A 22,924-nucleotide genomic window follows, 5' to 3' on the forward strand; every position below is an offset into this window, starting at 1 on the left:
GGTTATCTCGATGGATTTGAGGTTAATAATCGGGTCAGGTTGCGGCTGAAGCGGGTCAGCCGCTCCCGCGTTGCGGCCAGCGCCTCTTCCAGCGGTTCCGGTCCGATGGAGCAACTGAAGCAGGCGGCGAATTCCGTTTCCAGAAGTTCGCTGCCGGGGCCGAGCGAACCTGAACACAGGATCGTCGGAACTCCGGCCCGGGCCGCCCGCCGGGCGACGGTCACGCAGAGCTTGCCGGCGGCGCTCTGCGAATCGGAGCGCCCTTCGCCGGTGATCACGAAATCGGCTCCGACAACCCTGCGGTCGAAGCCGGCAAGCTCCAGCAGCAGTTCGGCGCCGGATTCCGGGCGGCCGTGCAGCAGTTTGCGCAGCGCGAAGCCCATGCCCCCGGCGGCTCCGTCGCCGGGACGGGAACCATCATCCCCGAACAGGGCGGCGTAGTGGCGCAAACCGGTGTCGAGCAGCTCCGCTTCGGCGGCGGAAGCCCCTTTCTGCGGAGCGAAAACCGCGGCGGCTCCCTGCGGGCCGGTCAGGGGATTGGTCACGTCGGAGGCGATCCGTATCCGGCTTGCCGCCAGCTCCGGGAGCAACCCGGAAAGATCGGCGCGGCGGATCGCCGACAGGCCTCCTCCGCCGATCCCCTCCGGCAACAGCCGTCCGGCGTCGTCGTAAAAGCGCGCGCCGAGCGCCTGAAGCATTCCCGCGCCGCCGTCGGTGGTGGCGCTGCCGCCGAGTCCGATCACGAAGTCGCGGCAGCCGGAGTCCAGCAGTTGCCGGAGCAGAAGCCCGACTCCGAAGGTGGTGGCTTCGAGCGGTGCGCAGCCGTCCGGCGAAAGCAGTTCCAGCCCGGCGGCGGAGGCCATCTCCACGACCGCGACGCCGCCGGGCAGGCGGGCGGTTTCCGCGGTGAGCGGAGCGCCGAGCGGACCGGAGGTTTCATATTGTTCCAGAACGCCTTCCGCCGCCAGTGCCGCGGCCCGGACGGTGCCTTCGCCGCCGTCGGCGAGCGGAATCGCGAGGATTTCCGCCTCCGGCTGCGCCATGCGGATACCGTCGGTCAGCGCGGCACACACTTCGGGGGAACGCAGCGCGTTCTTGAAGGAGTCGGGGGCGAGCACGAATTTCATGGCTGACTCTCCGAATAGGGGATATGGGGCATGTAGACCTGATTGGAGGGGATGTTGCCGAGCATCTCCCCGGTGATGCGCACGCCGAACCAGGCCTGGAAAGCATTCCGCATCGCAAAGGAGGCATTGTCGCGCTCGCCGCGGTCGAAGCCGGAAATCGGATCGCGCAGCGAGTCGGTGCCGCGCACCAGCGCCGCTGCATTCAAGGCATTGCCGGCGGTATCGGCGAAATCGCTGTTCAGACGGCGGTCGAAGTCGCGCGGCGAATGCCAGCTGTAGCTGTAAAAGTCGCTTTCGGAGGGAGTCGCATTGCGGAAACCGCTGGAAACCGAACTGAGCGTGCTCACATCCGTCGAGGAGGAGAGCCGGTCGTCCGCCAGGAACGGAATCGTGATCTTTTTCCGGGAGGAGACTTCGAGCGTCGTATAACTCCAGCCGCGAAGCTCGCCGTCGCTCTGCTGTACGGCGGAATCCGGCTGCCGGGCCGCTTTTTCCGCATTGAATTTGGCGGAAAGCAGCAGCCGGTTGTTTGCGACGGTCAGTCCGCCGACATAGACGACGCCCAGCAGGATCGCGACGATTCCGACCAGCATCACGGTCATTTCGAGCAGGGCCTGGCCGCGTGGCCGGGGACATCGGGGAAAGTGCGGTTTCATGGGATTGTCGCCTCCTGTATTCAAAGCCGCGGCGGTCCCGGCATCAGGTCCGGGGCGGTGTTGGTGCCGCCGAAACCGGGGCCGGTACCCGGCGTGTTGATGCCGTAGTAGCGGCTGGGGTCCAGATCGCTGTTGTTGATGATATGGTCTTCGTACACCATGTAGAGGCTCTTTCTGGTGCTGTCCGTGAAGCGCAGATAGATGGGTTTGCCGGAGACCGGACTGATCAGCACTCCGGCCGCGATCGCATCCTTGCTGGTCGTTACCTCGCTGGTGTTGAATAAACGCGGCTCCTGCAGCCAGCCCGGCCCGGCGGATTGATCCGGAGTCGGGAGATAGACGATCCGGTCACGGTTCTTGTGATATTCGTCCATCCGGTTCTTCCACCGGGCGTCGAAGCCGGATTCGTCGAATTTCTGGTTGTAGCCGTAATACCGGTAATGTTCCCCGTCCGCCAACTGCTGCAGCAGGAATAAATAGTATTCCGTGCCGGCCGGAGGCGGTTCGGTGTAGCCGGTCAGGGAATCCTGCCGCGAGAGCCAGTTCAGGAACCGTTCCAGACTGGAGTAACCGGTCCGCAGCACGCCGAAACCGTAGGGCACCGGCATATAGGTCGGCATCACCGAGGCGCTGTCGAAAACCGGCAGCACCAGCGGGATGTCGATGGGAGGACGGTTGCCGGAAAGTTCACCCAGCGGTTTGGCGATCGCTCCCGGCCGGTAGTCGGTGTTGATCGGATTGCTGCTGTCCGGGTCCTCCCGGCGGCTGCCGACCGCGGTGGTGAAGGTGCGGATCGCGCTGCCCTGTCTTTCATCCCGGCCGATCGTGCGCGGATTGTTCAGTTTGCCTGCCAGATAGACGCCCTGCACGGAGACGCGTCCTTCGGCGTAGGCGGCCGGGCCTTCATAGATGTACTGTTTTTTGACGTCGCGGCGGAGGACACCGCTGCGGAACCAGTAGTTGTAATGGTTTACGTCGTAATCGTTTTCGTAGCGGTCGCGGTAGTATTGCGGATACCAGAAATTGTCGTACCGGCACCAGCGCATGCCTTCGGGGATTTCATTTTCGGCATAAAACTGCTGGTCGGCCAGCAGTTGCTGCAGCGTGGCAAGGTAGTCCTGATAATAGACGCCGTTATAGGTGCCGTAGCTGCCGCCGTACATCACGCCGAGCGTGTAGATTTCGCTCTCGTTCGGGAAGCGGATCATGCTGTAGTCGATGTCCCACCATTTTCCTTTGAAATAGGAGTCCGGTTTGGTGTAGAGTGAAAGGCCGGCGTCGTTCCAGGTGGTCTGTACGGGCGGCGTGAGTCCGGCGTTGATTTCGGTGTAGTGCCGGGAGAGCGCGTCGTAGAGAGCCTGCTGCGCCAGCTCCGAAGGATAGACGATCGGATTGCTGGTCAGCCGGGCATTCGGCGCTACCGCGATGCCGTTGCCGACGATGGAACGGATCAGTTGGAGATACGGCGCTTTCCAGCGGTAGTTGTTCACCAGCGGATGGCTGCTGTACCGGTTGTGGGTGTTCAGCAGTTCGATATAGCTGTCGAGGTCGGTACTGGGATTCAGGCCGTTGCGCTTGGCGGCCTGCTGGGCGGCGGCAAAGCCGATCAAAGGACCGATGAAGCTGATCCGGGTCTGCATTTCGGTCAGCAGGTCGATTCGCGGCTTCAGCGGATACGGCGACGGTTCGCCGGTGACCGGATCCGGCTCCAGCTGCGGCACGTCGACCCAGCGGCCTTCGTCCTGCAGCAGCGTCTCCGCCGCTTTGATCAGGTTGATTTCACCGATCAGGTTCAGCGACTCCTTCTGCCAGTTGGCCGCCGCCAGCGCCGCGGCCTGCTGGGCGGTCTCGGTCTTGAATTTGGCGCGGATCACATTGTGGATGTCGAACAGGAACAGGATCGCAAGCAGCAGCACCAGCATGATCACGATGCCGAGCAGCAGAACCTGGCCCTCTGGAGCGGGACGCCGGATGATCGGAAGATGCATGGCGGGCCTCCTCTACTCTTCCAGATACAGGGCGGAATGGTTGTAAGTGGACACGGTATCACCGGGATCCGGGTTCCGGGAAATCCCGAGCGGAATGGCCAGGCGGGGAGAGATCAGCGGCGCGTTTTCCAGCCGGACCGTTGTGGAAACCGAGTTGTCCCCGGAGTTGAAGCGGCCGCCCAGCATCAGTTGCGGATCGTCGCCGGTCCGCGGATACCAGTAATCGTACCAGACGCCGCTGGCGTCCCCTTTGGTCATGTAGAGCTGTGCCGCGTCGCGCTCCGCATCGACGGTGGTGACGGCGGCCTGGTCGCGCGCACGGCCCGAAATACCGATGGCCGCCACCCGGGCCGCCCGGCGCGCGATTGCCAGCCGGTAGCCGAGCGCCATCCCCTTGCCGCCGTAATAGGCGGAGTAGTTGCAGAAGATTTTGGCCACGACCCACGAGTAGACCTGAAACAGCGAGAAAAAGAGGAAAAGCATGATGCAGAGCACCATCATGGTTTCGAGCATGGAAGCTCCGCGCCGGCGGCGTCTGTTCATGTTTTCCTCCTTCGGGAAGCCCGGATCAGTGCTCCCAGTTGTTCTCTCCGGTTTCGGCATGGCGGCGCAGGATGTCGCGCTTGATTTTTCCGGAAAAGGTCTTCGGCATCTGTTTGATGAATTCGATTTCGCGCGGATATTTGTACGGCGCGGTCTCCTGCTTCACGTAGTTCTGGAGCTCGCGCACCAGCGATTCGGTCGCCTCGAACTCCGGCTTGAGCACCACGTAGGCCTTGACCCGCATGCCGCGCAGCGGGTCGGGCGCGCCGACCACGGCGACCTCGTAGACCGACGGATGGTGGGACATTACTTCTTCCACTTCCGAAGGGCCGATCCGGTAGCCGGAACTCTTGATGATGTCATCGACCCGGCCCACGAACCAGAAGTAGCCGTCTTCGTCGACATAGGCGCGGTCGCCGGTGTAATAGAAGCCGTTCAGGAAGCAGGCTTTGTTTTCCGGTTCATTGTACAGGTACTTTTCAAAAAGCCCGACCGGGGCCGGGTCCAGCCTGACCGCGATGCGGCCGTCTTCTCCGGCCGGAAGCGGTTTGCCGTCCTCGTCGTGGATTTCGATCCGCCAGCCCGGCGCGGGTTTGCCCATTGAACCGGGCTTGACCTTGAAGCCGCGGAAGTTGCCGATCATGCAGACGGTTTCGGTCTGCCCGTAGGCTTCGCGGATCGTCAGGCCGGTGCTCTCCTTCCAGATGCGGATGGTTTCGGTCTGCATCGGCTCGCCCGCGGTGGTGCAGTGCTTCAGCTCCGAGAAATCGAAACGGGTCAGGTCGTTCAGCGTCAGCATCCGGTAGACGGTCGGAGGCGCGCAGAAACTGGTCACCTCGTACTTTTCGATGACCGGAAGCAGCTCGTCGGCGTGGAATTTGCCGCGGAAGTCGAAAATCAGCACGCACGCGCCGATGATCCACTGGCCGAAGTAGTTGCCCCACAGATTCTTGCCCCAGCCGGTGTCCGAGATGGTCATGTGCAGGTCGTTCGGAGTCAGCCCGTGCCACAATTCCGCGGTGATGCGGTGGGCGAGCGCATAGCTGCCGTAGTGCTGAACCATCTTCGGATATTTGCTGGTTCCGCTGGTGAACATCAGCAGGAACGGGGCGTCGGAACGCGTCCTGATCTTCACGGAGCTTTTCACCTCGTGCCGGGAGAGCGTGGAGTTCGGCCCGCTGATTTCGGAACGGTAGCTGATCCAGTTCGGCCGGTCGCCGTCGACCAGCAGCCGCGCGGAGAGCGTCGGGCAGTCGTCATAGATCTCATCGAATTTATGGGCGTTCTCCGCGTCGGTGATCACCATCTTGAATTTACCGTAGCGGATCCGGTGCTGGATGTCCTGCGGGGTCAACAGGGTCGGGGAGGGGCACTGCACCGCTCCGAGCTTGATCAGCGCCAGTGAAAAAATCCACCACTCCGGCAGGCGCGGCAGCATCAGCATCACCCGGTCGCCCGACGTGATGCCGTGCTTGATCAGCAGATTGGCGGCCTGATTGGAGAGCTTGCTCAGGTCGTGGAAGGTGTAGCGTTTCTCCTCACCCTTCTGGTTGGCCCAGATCATTGCGAGCTTGTTGCGGTCCCGGACGGCCCAGGCGTCGACGACGTCATAGCCGAAATTGAAGTATTCGGGAGCCTGTACGGGGAAGTCATGCGTCAGATCGACCGGAGTCTCGGTTTTTTCTATGGTTTGTTTCATTTTATTACGGTTGTTGTTGAGTTGAACCGGCCGGAACCGTATGATTACCGCACCGCTCTATTCTGATTCATTTCGATTCTGCAAAGGAATATACACCCTCATTTTTAAAACGCAACTTCAATTTGCAATATTGTTGACATATAACCGATTTTTTCGGGGAAAGTTGCCGGAGGCGGAAAGCCGCCGGGATTGACAAAGCAAAAAAATCGGATTATCTTAAAGCAATTTAATCTTCAATACATGTAAGAGGAAAGAGAGAATTTTTTATGGAAAAAATCCGTGTGATGATCGTCGGTTACGGCAATGTCGGCCGCGGCGTGCTGGCGTCGCTCCGCAATAATCCCGATTTCGAGCTGGCCGGAGTGGTCAGCCGTTCGCCGGAACGCGTGAAGAGAGAACTGTCCGATGTGCCGGTGATGGATGTAAAGGATATCGAGGGGTGGAAGCGTGAACTGCGTCCGGACGTCGCGATCCTCTGCGGCGGCTCCAAGGACGACCTGCCCAAGCAGGGGCCGGAATTCGTGAGGCACCTGACCACCGTGGACAGCTTTGACAACCACAGCCGCATCCCCGAATATTTCGCAACGATGGACCGGGCGGCGCAGGAGGCGGGCCACGTATCGGTGATTTCGACCGGCTGGGACCCCGGCATCTTTTCGCTGGAGCGGACGCTGGCGAATGCGTTCGTGCCGGGTGTGCGGGCCTACGGTTTCTACGGGCTGGGGCCGAAGGGCGGCCTCAGCATGGGACACTCCGACGCGTTGCGCACCATTCCCGGCGTGAAGGACGCGCGCCAGTTCACCCACGCGGTGCCGGAGGCGATCGAACGGGTCCGGCGCGGCGAAAATCCCGCTTTCGAGCCGGGCGACATGCACACGCGTGAGTGCTTTGTGGTGCTGGAGGAGGGGGCCGACAAGGAGGCGATTACGAAAACCATCCTCGAAATGCCCGGCTATTTCGCCCCCTACAAGACCACGGTGAATTTCATCTCCCAGGAGGAGCTGAATACCAAATACAAGGGGTTCCCGCACGACGGCCTGGTGGTCGCGGCGGGTTCGACCGGCAAGGGCAATCCGGCGCTTGTCGAATACCGCTGCCAGTGGGGCAGCAATCCCGAGGCGACCGCCAATGTGCTGGTCGCGCACGCCCGGGCGGCGGTCCGGCTGGCGCGGGAAGGGCGCAAGGGGGCGTTCACGATCCTCGATATCCCCGCGACCTATTTCTCCACGCTTTCGCGCGAGGAGCTGCTGAAGCACTGGATGTGATGCGGGAATAAAGGGAGGCCCCGGAAAACAGTTTCCGGGGCCTCTGTTTTTTGTTCAGCGCCGGGGCGGCGGCGGCAGGCGTGAACCGATGCGGAAGCCGTCCGGGCCGGATTCGATGAAAAGCTCGTTGCCGGGCAGGGGGACGGTGAGCTGGAACTCCTTGCCGGGAAATACCTCCCGGGCCCGGTATTGCTCCCAGCCGTCCGCCGCCGGTTCGCAGTCTGCGTAGATCAGCGGCAGCAGCGCCGCCGGACCGGCGCTCCACGCATGGCAGAGGCTGAGACCGTAGGGGCGGCCGTAGAAGGAGTGCCGCTCCTGCTCTCCGGCGCCTTCGCGCCACGCTTCGAAGAAGGTGGAAGCTCCCTGCCTGAGCATGCCGCCCCAGATCCGGCGAAGCCGCTCCACGGCCCGGCCGGAAGCGCCGCTTCGGTGCAGCGCCCAGATTTCGAGGGCGGCCATGTACGGCGTGCCGACCGGCGGCAGTCCGTCGCCGAGCAGTGCTTCCGCGATGGCGGGACGCTGCTCCGGCGCCGGGAGATCAGTCAGCAGCGCGAAGAAATTCGCGTGGCGCCCGAAGCCGGAGTCCGGCTCTCCGGGCGTCTGGAAAAAGAGGCCGCGCCGGGAGTCGAAGGCTTCGGCGAACAGCCGGCTTTTCAACTGCCTGGCATGTTCGCGGCAGCGTCCGGCAAGGGCGGATTCTCCGAGCCGTTCGGCCAGGCGCTCCGCCGCCTGAAGCGACCAGTGGAACAGGACCTGAAGGGCGCTCTCTTTGGGGCAGTCGACCCAATCGATGAAAAGCCATGTTCCCGCCGACGGCAGGAAGATTCCGGAGCGCGACTGCTCCAGCAGCACTTCGATATGATCGACAAGTTCGCGGCGTTGCAGTTCCAGAAAATCCCGGTCGCCCCAGTAACGCTGATAGAGGTCGTGGCAGATCAGGAACCACAGCGAATAATCGACGATGCCGTTCAGGTGCTGTTCGCGGATTCCGGCCCGTCCCAGCACCGCAAGCGTGCGCCGGACCGGGGCAGGATCGCCGAACACATAGGCATTGGCGAGCAGGCTCAGCGCGAGGTCTCCGACCCACGGCAGCCGGTCGCGCTTCACGCCGTCGATCAGGAAGTGATGGCGGCAGAGGCGGAGCGTGTAGGCGGCGTGCATCCAGATTTCGGTCAGTTCGGGATCGGCGGCGAAGGCGCCCCGGTAGACCGCCGGTTCGAACAGCGCGCGGCAGGAGACCTGTTCCGCATTGCCGGAACGCAGATAGCGGAAGGCCAGCGGAGTCGGTGTGCGCCACACATTCGGAGCGGTTTGCACGAGCGCGAGGCTCTGCTCGAAGTGGGCGGGATTGCGGTTTTCCAGCTCCGGCAGCGATTCGCCGCAGCCGAAGTCCGGTTTTTCCGGGGCGTGCAGTTCCACATAGGCGAGCACCTCGGTGCCGGCGTCCCACTTGCCGGGGCCGAGCACGGTCAGGGGAACGGAGACGGCGGGCAGTTCAGTTCCTTCCGGAATGCCGCCCGGCACGGCGGGGGCGAAGTCGTCGCCGTCGATCGCGGCTTCCCACGTGATTCCGGGGGCGCAGAGGGCGGGCAATGCGGACCGGATGTCGGGCGAAGTGACTGTGACCAGCAAAGTTCCGGCTCCGGTTGAAACGTGGCGGAAGCCGTCGGGACCGGGGGAGGGGAGGGGCAGCGGAACGCCGTCCAGCTCCGCCTCGGCGATGCCGCTGACGCGAAGCCGGAGTTCGCCCGCCGGGATTTCCGCCCGGAACCGGACGGTGGCGACCGGTTCGTGGAAGATTCCCGGATAACCGACGTTCAGCCCGGCGCGGCCGACTTCGTCGCGCATCTTGCGCAGCAGGAAGCACTCGTACTCCGAACGCGGATAGAGCCATTGCGGTTCCGGCGCAAGCGGCGGGTAAGGTTCGGCGGCGGAATAGGCCGGATCGCACACGGCGAACGCGGAACGGCGGTGGGCGGCGCTCAATGAAACTGCACTCATGATATCCTCTGATTTTTTTCAGGCATTTCAGAATGCCTTATAATATATTCCGGCTGTCGCGAAAAGCAAACCGCTTTTCCCCGCATTATGGATTCACAAGTGTTTCCCCGCACTGTCCCGGAGCGGGAATTGCCAAAATGTAACGGAAAAAACATCAATTTCATTTGAAACTGCCGCACGTCGGAGCGATTGTATTTCCGGTGATTCCGGAGGACGGCATGTTGAAGAGTGGAAATCAAAGCAAATACGCGGCGGCTTTGGCCGCCTGCCTGATGTTTTTTATAGTATCGGCAACCGGAGCGGCGGAACGTTACGTGACGGTGCCGGGGACGTGGAATTCCGCCGCGCCCGAGCTGCTGGTCAAGGCCGAATGCCATCTCGACGAACCGGAGTTCCGGCTGGTCGGCGCGAACCGGCGGGAGATTCCGGCCAGAGTGCTGGAACGGCACGGTTCGCTGCTGCGCTTCGCCTTTAATGCCCGCCCCGGCGAGCGGCTGCGTTTCATCGAGGGGGAGAAGCCGACCGATCCCGCGAGCGGCTGGCAGCCCGCCTCCGGTGTGCTCCGCAGCATCTACCGGATCAAAGATGGCCGCGCCAACACCCGGGAGGAGCTGGAAAAACTGCTGGATTCCGGTGTGCCGGTCGGCCGCACGGTCGAAGAGCGGGTCTACTCCGGCTGGAATCCGCTCGCCGGAAATCCCCGCAGTCTGCATCTCTTTGAAGGGGTGCTGCATATCGTCAGGCCGGGGACTTATACCTTTTACACCGCTTCGACCGATGCTTCTTTTCTGGAGATCGACGGCCGGCCGGTGGCCGCGTGGCCGGGACGGCACGACGTGTGGGGCGGCCTGCGCGGCGAACATTCCGGGAAGATCGAACTCGCCGCCGGAACGCACCGCCTGACCTATCTGCACGCCAATTTCCGGGGTAGCTGCTACTCGATCGCGGCGTGGCAGCCGCCCGGCGGCGGAAAATTCGCGGCGATCCCGGAGTCCGCGTTCACCCCCTCCGCCGTCGCGAAGGTCGGCCCACGGCTGGACGGTTACGGACGCAAGCTGGACGATTTCGGCTGGCGGCTCGACGAAATGCTCACCGAGGGGGACCGGCAGCTCTATTTCGTACAGGTCGAAGCCCAGCCCGGCACGGTGATCCGGTCGGTCGACTGGGGCGACGGCAGCAAAGCGGGCGGGCTGCTTGCTCACGCCTACTTCAAGCCGGGCGACTACACGGTTACGGTGACGGCCGGGGACGGCAAAACAGTGTCGCATGCGGTCGCGTTGAGCTATCGCTTCAGCCAGTCGCTGCCGAAGCCGGGACGCGAGGCGGAGATCCTGCGCACCGCTCTGGAGCAGGAGCGCAAGAACGGCCTCCAGCCGGAGGGATACCGCTATCTGAGCGAGGCGCTGCGCCGCGCGAAACTGGAAAAGGAGAGCAAAGAATTTTACGAGACGCTGCTTCGCAGGCAGAATGCGATCGAGCCTGAAGTGCTGTTCCGCCATTATGAGGCGACCCGGCTTGAAGAACAGTTGAAGCAGGAAAAGTATGAAAACGCCGCGAAGGACTTGCGCGCTTTGATCGGACGCCTGACCGCTCCCGCCGAACTTGGCGCCGCCCGGCTGGCGCTGGCGGAGGTGGAGTTTTACGGACTCGGCAGACGGAAGGAAGCGGAAGCGGAGCTGGCGAAGATCGACCGTTCCGCCCTGCCGAAGGCGCGGGTGCGCCCGTACGAGGTGTTGGAGATGGAGCTTGCCGCAGCCGGGCAGGGCAAAGCCGCCGCCTCCGCGCTGGCCGCCCGGATCGACGCTCCGGCCAACCGCTATACGCCGCGGCAGCTCCTGGCGCTGGACGGGGTGAAGCTGAGCATCCGCAACGCGATCGTGCTGAAGAAGTTCGCTGATGGGCTGCGCTATGCGGACGAACTGGAGGAAAAGCAGCCCGCGATCCGGCTTTCTCCCGATTATCTGCAATTGCGCGGCCGCCTTGAAGCCGGTCTCGGCCGCCCCCGCGCCGCCGCCCGGCTGCTGGAACAGGCGCTGCTGCTGGAGCCGGACGACGAGCTGTGTGCGCAATTGTCGCTGGAACTGGGACAATTCTATGCCGGGCGCGGCGAAAGCGCCGCCGCCGTCGGAAGCTGGAAGCAGGCGGTCGCCGCCGCTCCGCGCTCCCATGCGGCCGCAACCGCGGCCCGGCTGCTCAATGAAATCCGCAACCGGGAGGTTGAACGATGACAAAGCATTGGTTGATCGGCGGTTTCCTGGCGTTGGCGTGTGCGGCCGGTGCGGCGGGGCCGGAGGAGGACGCGTTTCTGAGGCCGGTGGGGCAGCCTCCGGTGGCGAAAGCGCAGCGCCGTCAGGGAGGAGAATCGCTGCCGCCGCTGCCGCTGCCCGCGACGCCGCTGCGCCGTTCGGAGCAGAAGCATCCGCCTGCGCCGACCACATTGATCGGCAAGGTGATCTGGGGCGGCTACCTCGACTACACCTGGCCGAACGGTGTGGTGAGCCGGGTGTTCGATTGGAATATGGTTCCGGCGGACGCGCAGCAGCTGCTCCGCCACCTGAAAGGGCGCAGCGGGCTGGAGTATCAGGCGGTCACGCTCGATCTCGGAATGCTGTCGGGCGATCCGGCGGAGGTGCCGGTGCTGCTCTTCTCCGGCGGCCGGAGCATCTCCTTTACGCCCGGAGAGCGTGCGAGGCTGCGCAAGTATCTGCTGGACGGCGGGATGGTCTGGTTCGATTCGGTGGCCGGTTCCCCGTTTTTCAGCCGGAGCGCCGCCGGGGAGATGCGCAAGATCCTGCCCGAAGCCCCGTTGCGGCGGGTTCCGGCGGACCATCCGGTCTTTCATCTGGCCAAATCGCTGGTTGCCGGTGAAACCAACCGGAGCAAAGCGCAGCCGTTCGAGCTGGAAGGGGTTTTTCTCGGCCCCCGGCTGGCGGCGGTGATCTCTCCGGTCGGCCTCGGCTGCGGCTGGGATAATGCCAGGCCGGAGCTGATCACGGACGCGCGTTACTACAAACCCGCCGCTGCGGTCGACCTCGGCGTGAACCTCGCGCTGTACGCGGTCGGCTGGTTCGACAGCGCCCGGCGGTACGCGGCCGGGGAGAGCGAGGCGGAACCGGGGACGGCGAATCCGGAGCAGGTGCCCTTCGCGCAGCTGGTGACCGACGGGTTCTGGAATTCTGACCCCGGCTCCGGCGACCGCTTCCTGCGCTACCTCGGCAGAAATCTCAAGGTCAACACCTCCGGCAGCGTGAGCTACGTGAACGTCGATCGCGCCGAGCTTTCGGACTATCCGTTTTTATTCCTGAACGGCCTCGGTGATTTTACACTGGAGAAGCCCGCGCTGGAAAAACTGCGCCGCTACCTCGACGACGGCGGCTTCCTGCTGGTCAACAACACGATGGGGCTGGCGGAATTCGACGGGGCGGCGCGCCGGTTCATCGCGCGGCTCTACCCGGAAAAGAAGCTCGGACGCATTCCGGCGGACCACGTGCTGTTCACCCACGGGCCGTACAAGTTCGCCGATTCCGGTTTCACGGCGGAGGCGGCGGCGCGTTATCCCGGCGAAACATTTCCGTTGTTGTACGGCGTCTCCGACGGCGACCGGCTGGCGCTGGTCTATTCGCCGGTCGATCTGGCGGGGGGCTGGCAGCAGGTGCCGCGCCCCGGCAGTGTGATGTACCTTTCTTCCGCCGCCGGGCGGCTCGGCGGCACGATCGTGACTTACTTTTTAACCCATTAGGAATGGAATCTGGAATATGCAATATGATCTGGAACGGCTTCCGGGCGACCTCGAACGGCTCGGCGAAAGTTTCGCGCAGCTCCGCGCGGAGATCGGCAAGGCGGTGATCGGCCAGGAGGAGGTGATCGAAGCGGTGCTCGCCGCGCTGCTCGCGGGCGGGCACTGTCTGCTGCAGGGGGTGCCGGGGCTGGCGAAAACGCTGCTGGTGCAGAGCCTCGGGCAGGCGCTCGACCTCGACTTCCGGCGGGTGCAGTTCACCCCGGACCTGATGCCGGGAGACATCACCGGCAGCGAAATCCTCGACGAGGAGCCGGGCAGCGGCCGCCGCGAACTGCGCTTCGTGCCCGGCCCGGTCTTTACCAATCTGCTGCTGGCGGACGAGATCAACCGCACTCCGCCCAAGACGCAGGCGGCGCTGCTGGAGGCGATGCAGGAAAAACAGATTTCCAACCACGGGATGCGTCTGCCGCTGCCGCGCCCGTTCTTCGTGCTGGCCACGCAGAACCCGATCGAGCAGGAGGGAACCTATCCGCTGCCGGAGGCGCAGCTGGACCGCTTCATGTTCCTGATCAGGCTGACCTACCCGGAGCGGGAGCAGGAGATCGCGATCCTGCGCGAAACCACCGGCAACGGGCGTCCGGCGCCGCAGCCGGTGCTGAATGCCGAGCAGTTGATCTATCTGCAGCGCTGCGTCCGGGAGATTCCGGTCAGCGACCATGTGATCGCCTACTGCGCCGACCTCGCGCGGATGTCCCGGCCGGAGAACCCGGAAGCGCCCGCATTCATCCGCGAGAACCTCTCCTACGGGGCCGGGCCGCGCGCCGGGCAGTATCTGCTGCTGGCGGCGCGGGCGGCGGCGGCGCTGGAGGGGCGGCTGAACGTGAGCTGCGCCGATGTGCGGAGGTTCGCGCCGGAGGTGCTGCGCCACCGCATCGCCTGCAACTTCCACGCGGTCGGCGAGAACCTCACCAGCGACATGATCGTCGAACAGTTGATCGGATACGTGCCGGAAAGCGCGGAGTGATGCGATGGGCAACGCCGGATTCACCTATCTGCCCGCCTCCGCGCTGGAGAGTCTGAAAGGGATCGAACTGGTGGCCCGCTCGCTGGTCGAGGGGGCGCTGCTCGGATTGCACCGTTCTCCCTATCACGGTTTTTCATCGGAGTTCGCGGGGGACCGCAAATACGCGCCCGGCGATTCGATCCGTTATCTGGACTGGAAGGCGCTGGCCCGCAGCGGCAAATACTTCATCAAGGAGTTCGAGGAGGAGAGCAACCTTGCGAGCTACGTGATCCTCGACTCCTCCGGGTCGATGGCGATGGCCGATCCGGCGGGGCATACGGTGAAGTTCAACTATGCGTGTTATCTGGCGGCGGCGTTCTGCTATCTGATGTACCGGCAGCACGATGCGTCGGGGTTGTTCGTGTACTCCGACGAGGTCACATGCGCTTCGGAGGCGCGCGCCGGGCGGGCGAACCTGACCGCGCTGCTCGGCAGGCTCGAAACGCTCGTCCCGGCGGGGCCGACCCGCAACGGCGGCTGCCTGAAGAAGATCGCCGGGCAGATGCCGCGCCGCTCGCTGGCGGTGGTGTTTTCGGACTTCTTCACGGTCGACGCGGAATTCGAGGCGGCGCTGCGGCTGCTGCGCTTCAAGCAGTGCGAAGTGATCCTGTTTCAGGTGCTGAACGAAGCGGAGCTGGAATTTCCCTACCGGGGGCGGGTCGAGCTGCGCGACCTCGAATCCGGGCAGCGGCTGGAGCTGGAGGCGGAGCCGATCCGCGCGTCCTACCTGAAACGGCTCGGCGAACACAACCGCAGGCTCGGGAAGCTGTGCGATTCGCTGCACTTCATGTTTGAAACTTTGTCCACCTCCACCCCGTTTGAACGGGCGCTGGCGGCTTATTTCGCAAAACGGGAGAAGCTCTTTTAAATGATCGACTTCGGTGCATCGCTGTGGCTCTGGCTGCTGCCGCCGGTATGGGGGGCGGCGCTGGTGCTGCATCTCTATTTCCGCAGGAAGCGGCAGGTGGTGCCGTTTTCCGACGTCGGCTTCTTCCTGCGCGACGAGCACCATCCGGCGATGCGGCGCAAACTGCGCGACTGGCTGAAGCTGCTGGTGCGGCTGCTGATCCTGACTTTGCCGGTGCTGGCGATGGCGCAGCCACGGCTGACCGGGATGAAACTCGCGGCCGGGGACGAACCGCGCCGGGTGATCGTGCTGGACGACTCCTTTTCGATGGAGCGCAAGCTGCCCGCCGGGGAGAGTGCGTTCGACGCGGCCCGCCGGCTGGCTCTGTCGCTGGCCGATTCCTTCGACGACGGCGAAACCGCGCTGGTGTTCACGTCGGATGTGCCCGGCGTGCTGCCGACCCGCGACCGCGACAAGCTGCGCGAGGCGATCCGCGCCGCAAAGCTCCGGCCGCGCGCCGCGACTTTGGGGACCGCGCTCGCCGGGGCGGCGGAACAGGCGGGGGTGACGGAAATTTTTCTGATCTCCGACTTCCAGCAGAGTATGCTTGGAAAGTGGGAAGAGCGGCGCGGCCTGCGGATTTACGCGCTGGCGCTGCGGGGCCGCGACGACAATCTGGCCGTTGAAGTTTCCGGCGGAGCTGTACTGCCGCCGCGCGCCGGAGTGGAGCAGCAGCTCCGGGTGAAAGCGGTCAACTACTCCGGCCGGCCCGCGGAGAGCCGTCTGGAATTCCGCTATGGAGGGCGGAAGGCGGGCGAGCGACTGTTGAATCTTTCCCCCGGTGAGAGCCGGGAACTGGAGTTTGCCTTCACTCCGGCCCCCGGCCTCACTTCGGGGAGTGTTACAGTCGAGGACGGCAATGTGACGCAGGACAACCGCGCCGGATTCACTTTCCGCGCCGAGGCACCGCTGAAGATCGGGCTGGTGCGCGGCGAAGGGCAGGGGGCCGATCCCTTTTACTTTTTGCGCTATGCGCTTGATCCGGGCAATGACGGCGGACGCGGGGTGACGCTGGAAACGTTGGGGACGGCGGAGCTTTCCAGCGACCGGCTGCGGGAGTTCGGGCTGGTGGTCGTTTCCGGCGGCGCGGCGCACCCGGCGCTCGACGCCTATGTGCGCGGCGGCGGGCGGCTCTGGCAGTTGCCCGCCTCCGCCGCAAAATCCGCCGGAAACGGGAAAAATGCGAAGTTCGCCGGGGCGCTGGCGGAGCTGAACGACGTGCTGCAGCTCGACCTGGTCGAATGGCGCTCTCCGGCGGAACTGGTTCCTCTGCCGGGCGACGCAGTGCTGCTGGCGTTGGCCGACGGCAGGCCGCTGCTGCTGGAACGGCGCGATGGGGAGGGGCGGCGTTACCTCGGGGCGTTCGGCCTGCGCAACCGTTCGAGCAACTGGCCGCTGCTGCGTTCTTTTCCGGTTGCGATGGCGAAGCTGACCGATTACATGGCCTCCGGCGGTGCGAAGCCGGGACTGGACAAAGGCGCGCCGGTCGGCGCGGAGTCGAATCTCGCGTCGGCCTCCGGCGCCGAACTGCGCCGCCGGCTGCCGGGCGTCCGGGAGCTTCAGCCCGGCGGCGACTGGAAGCTGGAACTTGATGAGCTGCGGCGCGGCAGTGCGCTGGCGGGCTGGCTGCTGCTGGCGGCGCTGCTGCTCTGGGGCGTGGATTCGTATCTCGGAAAGGAGGCGGCGCGATGATCTCCTTCGATCCTCTGATTCCGGTCTGGCTGCTGCTGACGGCGCTGGCGGGCGTGTGTTTCGTGATTTACCGCACGGTCGGGCGCAAACGGCTGCGGCTGGTCTGCTGGCTGGTCGCGGCGCTGCTCGGCGTGATGATCGCCGACCCGGTGGTCACGGTGCGGCGGCCCGACTCCAAAAACGGCGGCGTGGCGCTGCTGGTGGATTCCTCTGCTTCGATGCAGGTCCCCGATGCGGACGGCAAAACCCGGCTCGACGCGGCGAATGCGTTTGCGGACCGCTTCCTGCGCCGTTTCGGAGACGCCGCTCCGGTCACGCGCTACGCCTTCGACTACCGGCTGACGCCGGGCGAAGCGGCGAAGCCGGAGTTTGCCGCCCACTGGCGCGGTGCGTTTGCGAAACTGGATGAACTTCACGGCGCGGGCGCTCTGTCGGCGGCGGTGGTGTTGAGCGACGGCGGCGATGTTTCCGGCTGGCGGCCGGGAGGCGCTTCGGCTCCGGTGTTTGCGGTGAAATTCGGTACGGAGCTGGGGGAGGCGCGCAACGCTTCGCTTGGCGAATTCCGGGTGCCGGAGACGGTGCGGGCGGATTCGACGGTGGAATTTCCGGTGCCGGTCACGCTGACCGGTTACGATGCGCCGCAGAAGCTGGAGCTGAAACTTCTGGAAGAAGGGCAAGTAATTCAAGCAGAGCAATTTGAACTCGCTCCGGGCGCGACGGAAACGGTGAAACTGAAGACCGAACCGGTAATGGCCGGACTGCACCGGTTCTCCATCGAGCTTTCGTCGCTGCCGGATGAGGTCACGGCGTTGGACAACCGCCGCGCCGTCGCGGTTGATGCGGAGCCGGACGCGCGCTTTACTTTGATTTCGTTCCCGCGCCTTTCGGCCGGTTTCCGGCCATTGGTGCGTTATTTCACCCGGGTGCGGGCGGATTTCGCCGCGCTCTATCCGGCGGGGGCCGGGGGCGGAGTGCGCCGGATCGGTTCGCGCGCCGGGCAGGCGTTTGAAAAGGGCATACCCGACCGCGCCGAGGCGCTGAAGCCGGTGGGCGTGCTGATCCTCGGCGACTTCGACGAAGCGGGCTGGAGCGCCGCGCAACTGGCGGCGGTGGAGGCCTATGTGGAGCAGGGCGGCACGCTGGTGCTGCTGGGCGGCGCAGACTCTTTCCGGGTTTCCGGCGGAGCTGCGGCGCGGCTGCTCCCCTTCATTCCCGCCGTGCAGCCGCTGCCGGATACTCCGCTGGAGATCGCCGCGCCGGAGGGCAGCCCTTTCGCGGGCCGCCTGAACCGGGGCGCGATCCGCAATCTGAAAGCGGTCGAATCCCTGAAGCCCGGCACGACCGTGCTGTTGCAGGCCGGGGAGTTCCCGCTGGCGGTCGCGATGCCATACGGCAGGGGGCAGGTCGCGGCGGTGCTGTCGCAGGGATTGCCGCTGTGGGGAAAAAACGCGGCGGAACGCGACGCCAATTTCGGGACGTTCTGGGCGGAACTGACCGCGTATCTGGGGCGTTCGGCGTCGGCGCAGTTGCAGGTGGAGCTGCTGCCGCCCGTGCCGTTGCCGGGAGAGACGGTTACGGTCCGGGTCACGCCGCCGCCGGGAACGACGGAGGTCACCGGCGGTTTTACCGGACTGGACGGCAGGCGCGCCGCACTGCTCTTTTCCGGGGAAAAAACCGGCGTGTTCACCGCCCGGACCTCTTTTGCGGACGGAGCGGCGGGCGAGCTGGAGATCACCGCCGCCGGCGGTTCGGCACAGCAGACGCGCCGGGTGCTGCCGGTCGCGGTCGGTTCGGCTTTCGCGGAACCGGATGAAGTACGCACACTCGACGCGAACTTCCGCAAAGCGGCGGCGCCGGAGCGGATCTACTCTCCCGCCGACCTCGACCGGCTGGTACAGGAGCTGCGCGCTCTGGTGATGCAGAATGCGGCAGAGCGGGAATTCCGCCCCGCCTTTGAAACCCCGTACCTGATCGCCGCCGTGCTGCTGCTGGCGGCGCTGGCCTGGCTGATGAGGAGGAAACTGACATGAAATGGCTTGGGATACTCGGCGCACTGCTGGCCTGTTCCGTTCTGGCGGCGGAACCGGCGGAGGTGCGGTTTTCGGATGGAAGTTCCGCCGTCGGAGAGCTTTCGATCATGGGCGCGCGCCCGCTGATCCTGCGGCTTCCCGACAGTAAGATCCAGCGCAAATTCACCTTGCCCGATCTCGCGGGCATAACCCAGTTGGTCGAAACCGAAACGATGAACCGCCCGTGGCTCTACACCGAAGCGGGCAAGGCCGGTAAAACCTACCTGGAAGGGGAGTATCCGTTTGTGAATTTCGCCACGGAAGTCGAACTGATTTCGGGTGAAAAACTGCGCGGCCACGTGATTTCGGCGGTGCTGTTGCTGCGCGGCGAAGACGGGAAGAGACGCAAGGTTTTCCTGAACCGCCAGATCAGGGGCAAGGTGGGCGAGACGCTCGAATCGCTGGTCTATCCGGTATCGGTCCGTTTCCCGCAGGCGGTGAAGGCGGAGGCGAAACCGGTATCGGGCCGGGTTGCCGGTTACGGCCGCCTCGAAGCGGCGACGCTGCTTGATGTGGAGCGCGGCGTGGTGATCCATGCAAAATGCGATGGGGAGAATTTCACCTTTCCGCCACTGCTGCCGGGCTGTTACGAGATGTACGTCCGCACCGACCGGGCGGTGCTCTACGGACTGAACGGAACACCGGTTGCGCCGGACGAGCTTGCGGGGATGCGCAAGGTGTTTCCGTTGGCCGACGACTTTTTCAGGGAACGCTGGCTGCTGGAGGCGAATGGCGGCGCACGGCACGCCCGCGCGCTGATCTACAAGCGGCGTGGCGACTACTACGCCGCCGGGCAGCATACGCCGGACGGCGGTTACGTATGGCACCTCGACATCTGGAACTTCCATTGCGACGGCGAAACGTGGAAACTCGACACCCGCCAGATCCCGGTCCGTTACAAACAGCCGGGCAAAGATTCCGTGCGGAAACTTTTTAAAATTCAGCGGCTCGGCAGTGTGAAGCCGGGCGACAGGGTCGAAATCGATGCGGCCCGGGAGGGGAACGATGGCGCGGTATTTATCCGCAATCTTGATTGAGTTCCGCCGCTATCTGGCGCGGAAACAGGGCGTGGCGGCGTTCCTGCGGGGAACGACGGTGTGCGCGGCATATTTCCTCGCCGCCGCAGTGATCGACAACCTGTTCGGCTGGAACGCCCTGCTGCGCTGGCTGGTCTGGGGCGGGATGGCGGCGGCGCTGCTGTATTTCCCGGTCGCGGCATGCCGTTTCCGGCGGCGGCTCGCGAAACGGAGCGACCGCGCGGTTGCGCTGGAGCTGGAACGGCGGCTCGGCATCCGGGACAACGCCCTCGTGAACGGCGTCGAATTCCGTTCCCGGGACGAACTTCCCGCCGCGATCCGGCAGGTGTACGAGCGCCGGGCGGAGGAGGCGGCGATGGATCGGGAGCCTTTCCGCATCCGGCGGCTTCCGGAAATCCGGCGCTGGGGGGCGGCGTTGCCGGGCGTATTGCTGCTGATCCTGATGTACGCCGCAATCTGGCCGCGTCCCGCCGCGAATGCGGCGCTGCGCATCCTGCTGCCGTGGAAGGAACTGGCCCCGGTCAACCGGACGGAGTTCAAAGTGGAGCCGGGCGATGCGGAAATCCCGTATGGCGGCGGAATCCGCATCCGGGCTGCGGCGCTGATCGACGGCCGGCCCCGCGCCGGGTTGCGGCTGCGGATCGAATCCGGCGAAAGCGTGTCGACTCTCGACATGGCCGGACACGACGGCGGCGCGGTGCGCGAGCTTTCCGGCGTGACGCGCGACTTCCGCTACCGGGTGGAGTGCGGCCGCGACGCGTCGCGCTTCTGCAAGGTCAGGGTGCGTCCTTCGCCGCGCTTCGCGAAGCTGGAGTTTTCGGCGGAGCCTCCCGCCTATCTGCGGCAGAAGACGGTAACCGGCACCGAACCGCGCGGCGAATTCACCCTGTGGCGGAATACCGAAATCCGGCTGGACGCGGAGCCTCCCGACGGTTACCGAGTGGAGATCGTTCCCGCCGGGCGGTTCAGGCTGGAAGAGGATACGACCCTGACTGCAACGCTGATCGATGAAGCCGGCGGCATCTGCTACCCGGATTCGGCTCGCTTTCTGTTGAAGTGCCGCCCCGACCGCGCTCCCGAGGTGCGCTTCCTGAACCGGGAGCGGAATTTCGAGGCTCCGGCCGGTTCCACGGTGATGCTGGAGGTCTCCGCGCGCGACGACGCGGCGGTGCGCCGGATCACGCTGCTGGCCCGGCGCGAGGGACAGCAGGCCGAAATCCGCAGTTACGACTATCCGGCGGAACCGGCCCGCGCCGAGGTGCGCGAGCTGGTCCCGTTCCGGCTGACTCCGCGCGATTTCCCGGTCGGCAGCACGGTGGAGGTCGGCGCGGCGGCGTTCGATTTCCGGCCCGGCGGCGAACCGGGGACGGCGCCGGGACTGACGATTCATGTGACCGATCCGCTGGAGGAGCTGCGCCGCGCCGCTTCCGACCGGGGGGACGGGCGGCTCTACAAATTGCTGTTCGCGGTGCTGGACAAACAGGAGGCGGCGCGCTCTTTCGTGACCGCCCGGCTTCGCAATTTCCGGGTCGGCGACGCGCGGGAGTTGTGCAACCGCCAGCGTGAGATCCGCCGCATCGCCGCTTCGGCGCTACCGGTGGCGCGCGGGATGGAGCAGGCCGGTTCGCTGCCGAAACAGGTGCTTCCCGCGATCGAAGCGGTAGCGGCGAAAGAGCTGGAACCGCTGGAGAAACAGACCGCTCCCCCCTTCAACCGTTCCGGCGACGCGCTGACCCGCCACCTGAATGAGGTGGTGCTCAAACAGAGCCGCGCGATCGACGAATTGCGGCGGCTGCTGACCGGCCTCGCCGCCGTCCGCCGCGCGTGGGAGAAGCGCGAGCAGGCCGGATTGGAAGCCGCCGAGGAAAAACTGCTCTACGAACAGCTCGCCAAAGTACAGGAGAAGCTGACCGAGTTCCGCACCGAGCAGAAGAAGATCATCGCGGAAACCGAAGCCTTCGACCCCGCCAAAACCGACGATTGGAGCGAGGCGGAGGAGGAACTGCTCGGCAAGCTCGCCGCGAAGGAGGCGGAGTTCGGGCAGTACTTCCGGGCCGCCTTCAACGATCTTTCCAAGCTCCAGAGCCAGGATTTCTCCAACTCCGCGATGGCCGACGAATTCGTCGAGATGTATGAGGAGCTGCAGAAGGCGGGCGACGCGCTGCTGAAAAAGAAGATCGAGATCGCGACGCTGGCCGAAAACACCGCCTGCGACAGCGCCGAAGCGGTCGCGGCGAACCTCGAACGGTGGCTTGCCGACGCGAAGGATTACATCAAATGGGTTTCCGAGGAGAACGGCGAGATGACCGACGTCGACCTGACCGATCTGCCGGCGGAGCTGACCGACATCATCGGCGACCTGATCGAAACCGAGGAGGATATGACTGAGGATACGCAGGACGGCACCAATTCCTTTACTTTCGATACCGACGAAGGATTGGGCTGGGGCGTCTCCGACGGCACCATCGACAGCATGCAGGCCAAGGGGATCACCGGCAATGTGCTGCCGAACAACAACGAGGTGGGAGGCCGTTCCGGCGAAGGGCGTTCCGGCAAATCCTCCGGCCAGTTCGTCGAAAAGACCGCGACCGGCAAGGGCGGGCGTAAAACCCCGACCCGGCTGGTGCAATCTCCCTTCGAGGCGGGGACGGTGGACGACCGTTCCGACGATCCGCAGGGAGGCGCAACGGGCGGCGGCAAGCAGTCCGGCGTCGGCTCGGCAGGGCTGAGCGGCACCACGCCCGATCAGGACCCGAACATCACCGCGCGGCTGGCGGGAGAGCAGGCCGAGCTTAAGCAGCGCACCCTCGCTTTGTTGCGGCAGGTCAGCGCGCGCGGACTGCCGACAGGCGAACTCTATGCGGCGCTGCGCCGGATCGACGAGCTGGGGGCGGCGGATTCCGGTTCAGTCGGCGGGGCGGACATTCGCCGGATCAAAGGGGAGATCGCCGCCTCGCTGCGCCGGGCGAAAACCGCGATCGACGCGGCGGCGCAGGCGGACGCCGAAAAAGTGCGGACCACGCGGCTGCGCAGATTCGTGACCGGAGCCTCCGCGGCCGAAAAGATTCCGGCGGGGTTCGACGACTGGGTCGGGGATTACTTCAAGGCGCTGGGCGCGGAAAGGACGGAGGAATAAGG

At 64.9% G+C, this 22,924-nt stretch carries 15 protein-coding genes; 9 read left to right on the forward strand and 6 right to left on the reverse strand.

All coding sequences use genetic code 11. The features are described 5' to 3' along the window. Positions 1–2 precede the first annotated feature (2 nt). Genes C8D82_RS11820 through C8D82_RS11840 form a run of 5 tightly spaced genes read right to left on the reverse strand, consistent with a single transcriptional unit; the run spans position 3 to position 6,013 of the window. Positions 3–1,127 carry a glycerate kinase gene (locus tag C8D82_RS11820; protein ID WP_116884495.1) on the reverse strand — a complete coding sequence of 375 codons (1,125 nt, stop codon included), beginning with the start codon at positions 1,125–1,127 and terminating at the stop codon, positions 3–5. After that, positions 1,124–1,783, reverse strand: a complete 660-nt coding sequence (locus C8D82_RS11825; RefSeq protein ID WP_116884496.1) for a hypothetical protein — start codon at positions 1,781–1,783, stop codon at positions 1,124–1,126. Before C8D82_RS11825 ends, C8D82_RS11820 begins: the two co-directional genes overlap by 4 nt. A gap of 20 nt (positions 1,784–1,803) precedes the next feature. Then, entirely contained in the window at positions 1,804–3,771 is a 1,968-nt protein-coding gene (locus C8D82_RS11830; protein WP_116884497.1) for a pilus assembly protein TadG-related protein, read from the reverse strand. Positions 3,772–3,783: 12 nt separating this feature from the next. Next, positions 3,784–4,314, reverse strand: coding sequence for a hypothetical protein (locus C8D82_RS11835; RefSeq protein ID WP_116884498.1), 531 nt, complete (start codon positions 4,312–4,314; stop codon positions 3,784–3,786). Positions 4,315–4,339: 25 nt separating this feature from the next. After that, positions 4,340–6,013, reverse strand: coding sequence for an AMP-binding protein (locus C8D82_RS11840; protein WP_116884499.1), 1,674 nt, complete (start codon positions 6,011–6,013; stop codon positions 4,340–4,342). 266 nt (positions 6,014–6,279) lie between these two features. On the opposite strand from C8D82_RS11840, the gene C8D82_RS11845 reads away from it, so the two are divergent. Next, the gene (locus tag C8D82_RS11845) at positions 6,280–7,278 is read left to right on the forward strand and encodes a diaminopimelate dehydrogenase (RefSeq protein ID WP_116884500.1); all 999 of its coding nucleotides are present in this window, start codon (positions 6,280–6,282) and stop codon (positions 7,276–7,278) included. Positions 7,279–7,332: 54 nt separating this feature from the next. On the opposite strand, the gene C8D82_RS11850 is transcribed toward C8D82_RS11845, so the two are convergent. After that, positions 7,333–9,279: an alpha-L-rhamnosidase-related protein gene (locus C8D82_RS11850; RefSeq protein ID WP_116884501.1), complete on the reverse strand. Its 1,947-nt coding sequence runs from the start codon at positions 9,277–9,279 to the stop codon at positions 7,333–7,335. A 218-nt stretch (positions 9,280–9,497) separates the two neighbouring features. Here C8D82_RS11850 and C8D82_RS11855 point away from each other — a divergent pair, with 218 nt between their 5' ends. The 8 genes from C8D82_RS11855 to C8D82_RS11890 are packed head-to-tail and all read left to right on the forward strand — an operon-like array spanning position 9,498 to position 22,922. Beyond that, complete coding sequence (locus C8D82_RS11855; RefSeq protein ID WP_133245173.1) at positions 9,498–11,507, forward strand: hypothetical protein; 2,010 nt, start codon at positions 9,498–9,500, stop codon at positions 11,505–11,507. Then, complete coding sequence (locus C8D82_RS11860) at positions 11,504–13,018, forward strand: DUF4159 domain-containing protein (RefSeq protein WP_116884503.1); 1,515 nt, start codon at positions 11,504–11,506, stop codon at positions 13,016–13,018. The genes C8D82_RS11855 and C8D82_RS11860 overlap by 4 nt, the downstream gene beginning before the upstream one ends. 16 nt (positions 13,019–13,034) lie before the next feature. After that, positions 13,035–14,042 (forward strand): AAA family ATPase, encoded by a 1,008-nt coding sequence (locus C8D82_RS11865; RefSeq protein WP_116884504.1) that lies wholly within the window; start codon positions 13,035–13,037, stop codon positions 14,040–14,042. Positions 14,043–14,046: 4 nt separating this feature from the next. Then, on the forward strand, positions 14,047–14,949 hold the full coding sequence (locus tag C8D82_RS11870) for a DUF58 domain-containing protein (RefSeq protein ID WP_116884505.1): 903 nt from the start codon (positions 14,047–14,049) through the stop codon (positions 14,947–14,949). Continuing rightward, positions 14,950–16,680 (forward strand): vWA domain-containing protein, encoded by a 1,731-nt coding sequence (locus C8D82_RS11875; RefSeq protein ID WP_116884506.1) that lies wholly within the window; start codon positions 14,950–14,952, stop codon positions 16,678–16,680. Beyond that, complete coding sequence (locus C8D82_RS11880; protein WP_116884507.1) at positions 16,677–18,710, forward strand: vWA domain-containing protein; 2,034 nt, start codon at positions 16,677–16,679, stop codon at positions 18,708–18,710. Before C8D82_RS11875 ends, C8D82_RS11880 begins: the two co-directional genes overlap by 4 nt. Beyond that, positions 18,707–19,786, forward strand: a complete 1,080-nt coding sequence (locus tag C8D82_RS11885) for a hypothetical protein (protein WP_116884508.1) — start codon at positions 18,707–18,709, stop codon at positions 19,784–19,786. The genes C8D82_RS11880 and C8D82_RS11885 overlap by 4 nt, the downstream gene beginning before the upstream one ends. After that, positions 19,755–22,922 carry a hypothetical protein gene (locus C8D82_RS11890; RefSeq protein WP_116884509.1) on the forward strand — a complete coding sequence of 1,056 codons (3,168 nt, stop codon included), beginning with the start codon at positions 19,755–19,757 and terminating at the stop codon, positions 22,920–22,922. Before C8D82_RS11885 ends, C8D82_RS11890 begins: the two co-directional genes overlap by 32 nt. Positions 22,923–22,924: the final 2 nt, after the last annotated feature.

The sequence above is a fragment of the Victivallis vadensis genome, assembly GCF_003096415.1.
Taxonomy (GTDB): Bacteria; Verrucomicrobiota; Lentisphaeria; order Victivallales; family Victivallaceae; genus Victivallis; species Victivallis vadensis.

Coding starts and splice junctions, on each gene's coding strand:
- C8D82_RS11820 (WP_116884495.1), bottom strand. CDS start 1,127: ATGAAATTCGTGCTCGCCCCCGACTCCTTCAAGAACGCGCTGCGTTCC.
- C8D82_RS11825 (WP_116884496.1), bottom strand. CDS start 1,783: ATGAAACCGCACTTTCCCCGATGTCCCCGGCCACGCGGCCAGGCCCTG.
- C8D82_RS11830 (WP_116884497.1), bottom strand. CDS start 3,771: ATGCATCTTCCGATCATCCGGCGTCCCGCTCCAGAGGGCCAGGTTCTG.
- C8D82_RS11835 (WP_116884498.1), bottom strand. CDS start 4,314: ATGAACAGACGCCGCCGGCGCGGAGCTTCCATGCTCGAAACCATGATG.
- C8D82_RS11840 (WP_116884499.1), bottom strand. CDS start 6,013: ATGAAACAAACCATAGAAAAAACCGAGACTCCGGTCGATCTGACGCAT.
- C8D82_RS11845 (WP_116884500.1), top strand. CDS start 6,280: ATGGAAAAAATCCGTGTGATGATCGTCGGTTACGGCAATGTCGGCCGC.
- C8D82_RS11850 (WP_116884501.1), bottom strand. CDS start 9,279: ATGAGTGCAGTTTCATTGAGCGCCGCCCACCGCCGTTCCGCGTTCGCC.
- C8D82_RS11855 (WP_133245173.1), top strand. CDS start 9,498: ATGTTGAAGAGTGGAAATCAAAGCAAATACGCGGCGGCTTTGGCCGCC.
- C8D82_RS11860 (WP_116884503.1), top strand. CDS start 11,504: ATGACAAAGCATTGGTTGATCGGCGGTTTCCTGGCGTTGGCGTGTGCG.
- C8D82_RS11865 (WP_116884504.1), top strand. CDS start 13,035: ATGCAATATGATCTGGAACGGCTTCCGGGCGACCTCGAACGGCTCGGC.
- C8D82_RS11870 (WP_116884505.1), top strand. CDS start 14,047: ATGGGCAACGCCGGATTCACCTATCTGCCCGCCTCCGCGCTGGAGAGT.
- C8D82_RS11875 (WP_116884506.1), top strand. CDS start 14,950: ATGATCGACTTCGGTGCATCGCTGTGGCTCTGGCTGCTGCCGCCGGTA.
- C8D82_RS11880 (WP_116884507.1), top strand. CDS start 16,677: ATGATCTCCTTCGATCCTCTGATTCCGGTCTGGCTGCTGCTGACGGCG.
- C8D82_RS11885 (WP_116884508.1), top strand. CDS start 18,707: ATGAAATGGCTTGGGATACTCGGCGCACTGCTGGCCTGTTCCGTTCTG.
- C8D82_RS11890 (WP_116884509.1), top strand. CDS start 19,755: ATGGCGCGGTATTTATCCGCAATCTTGATTGAGTTCCGCCGCTATCTG.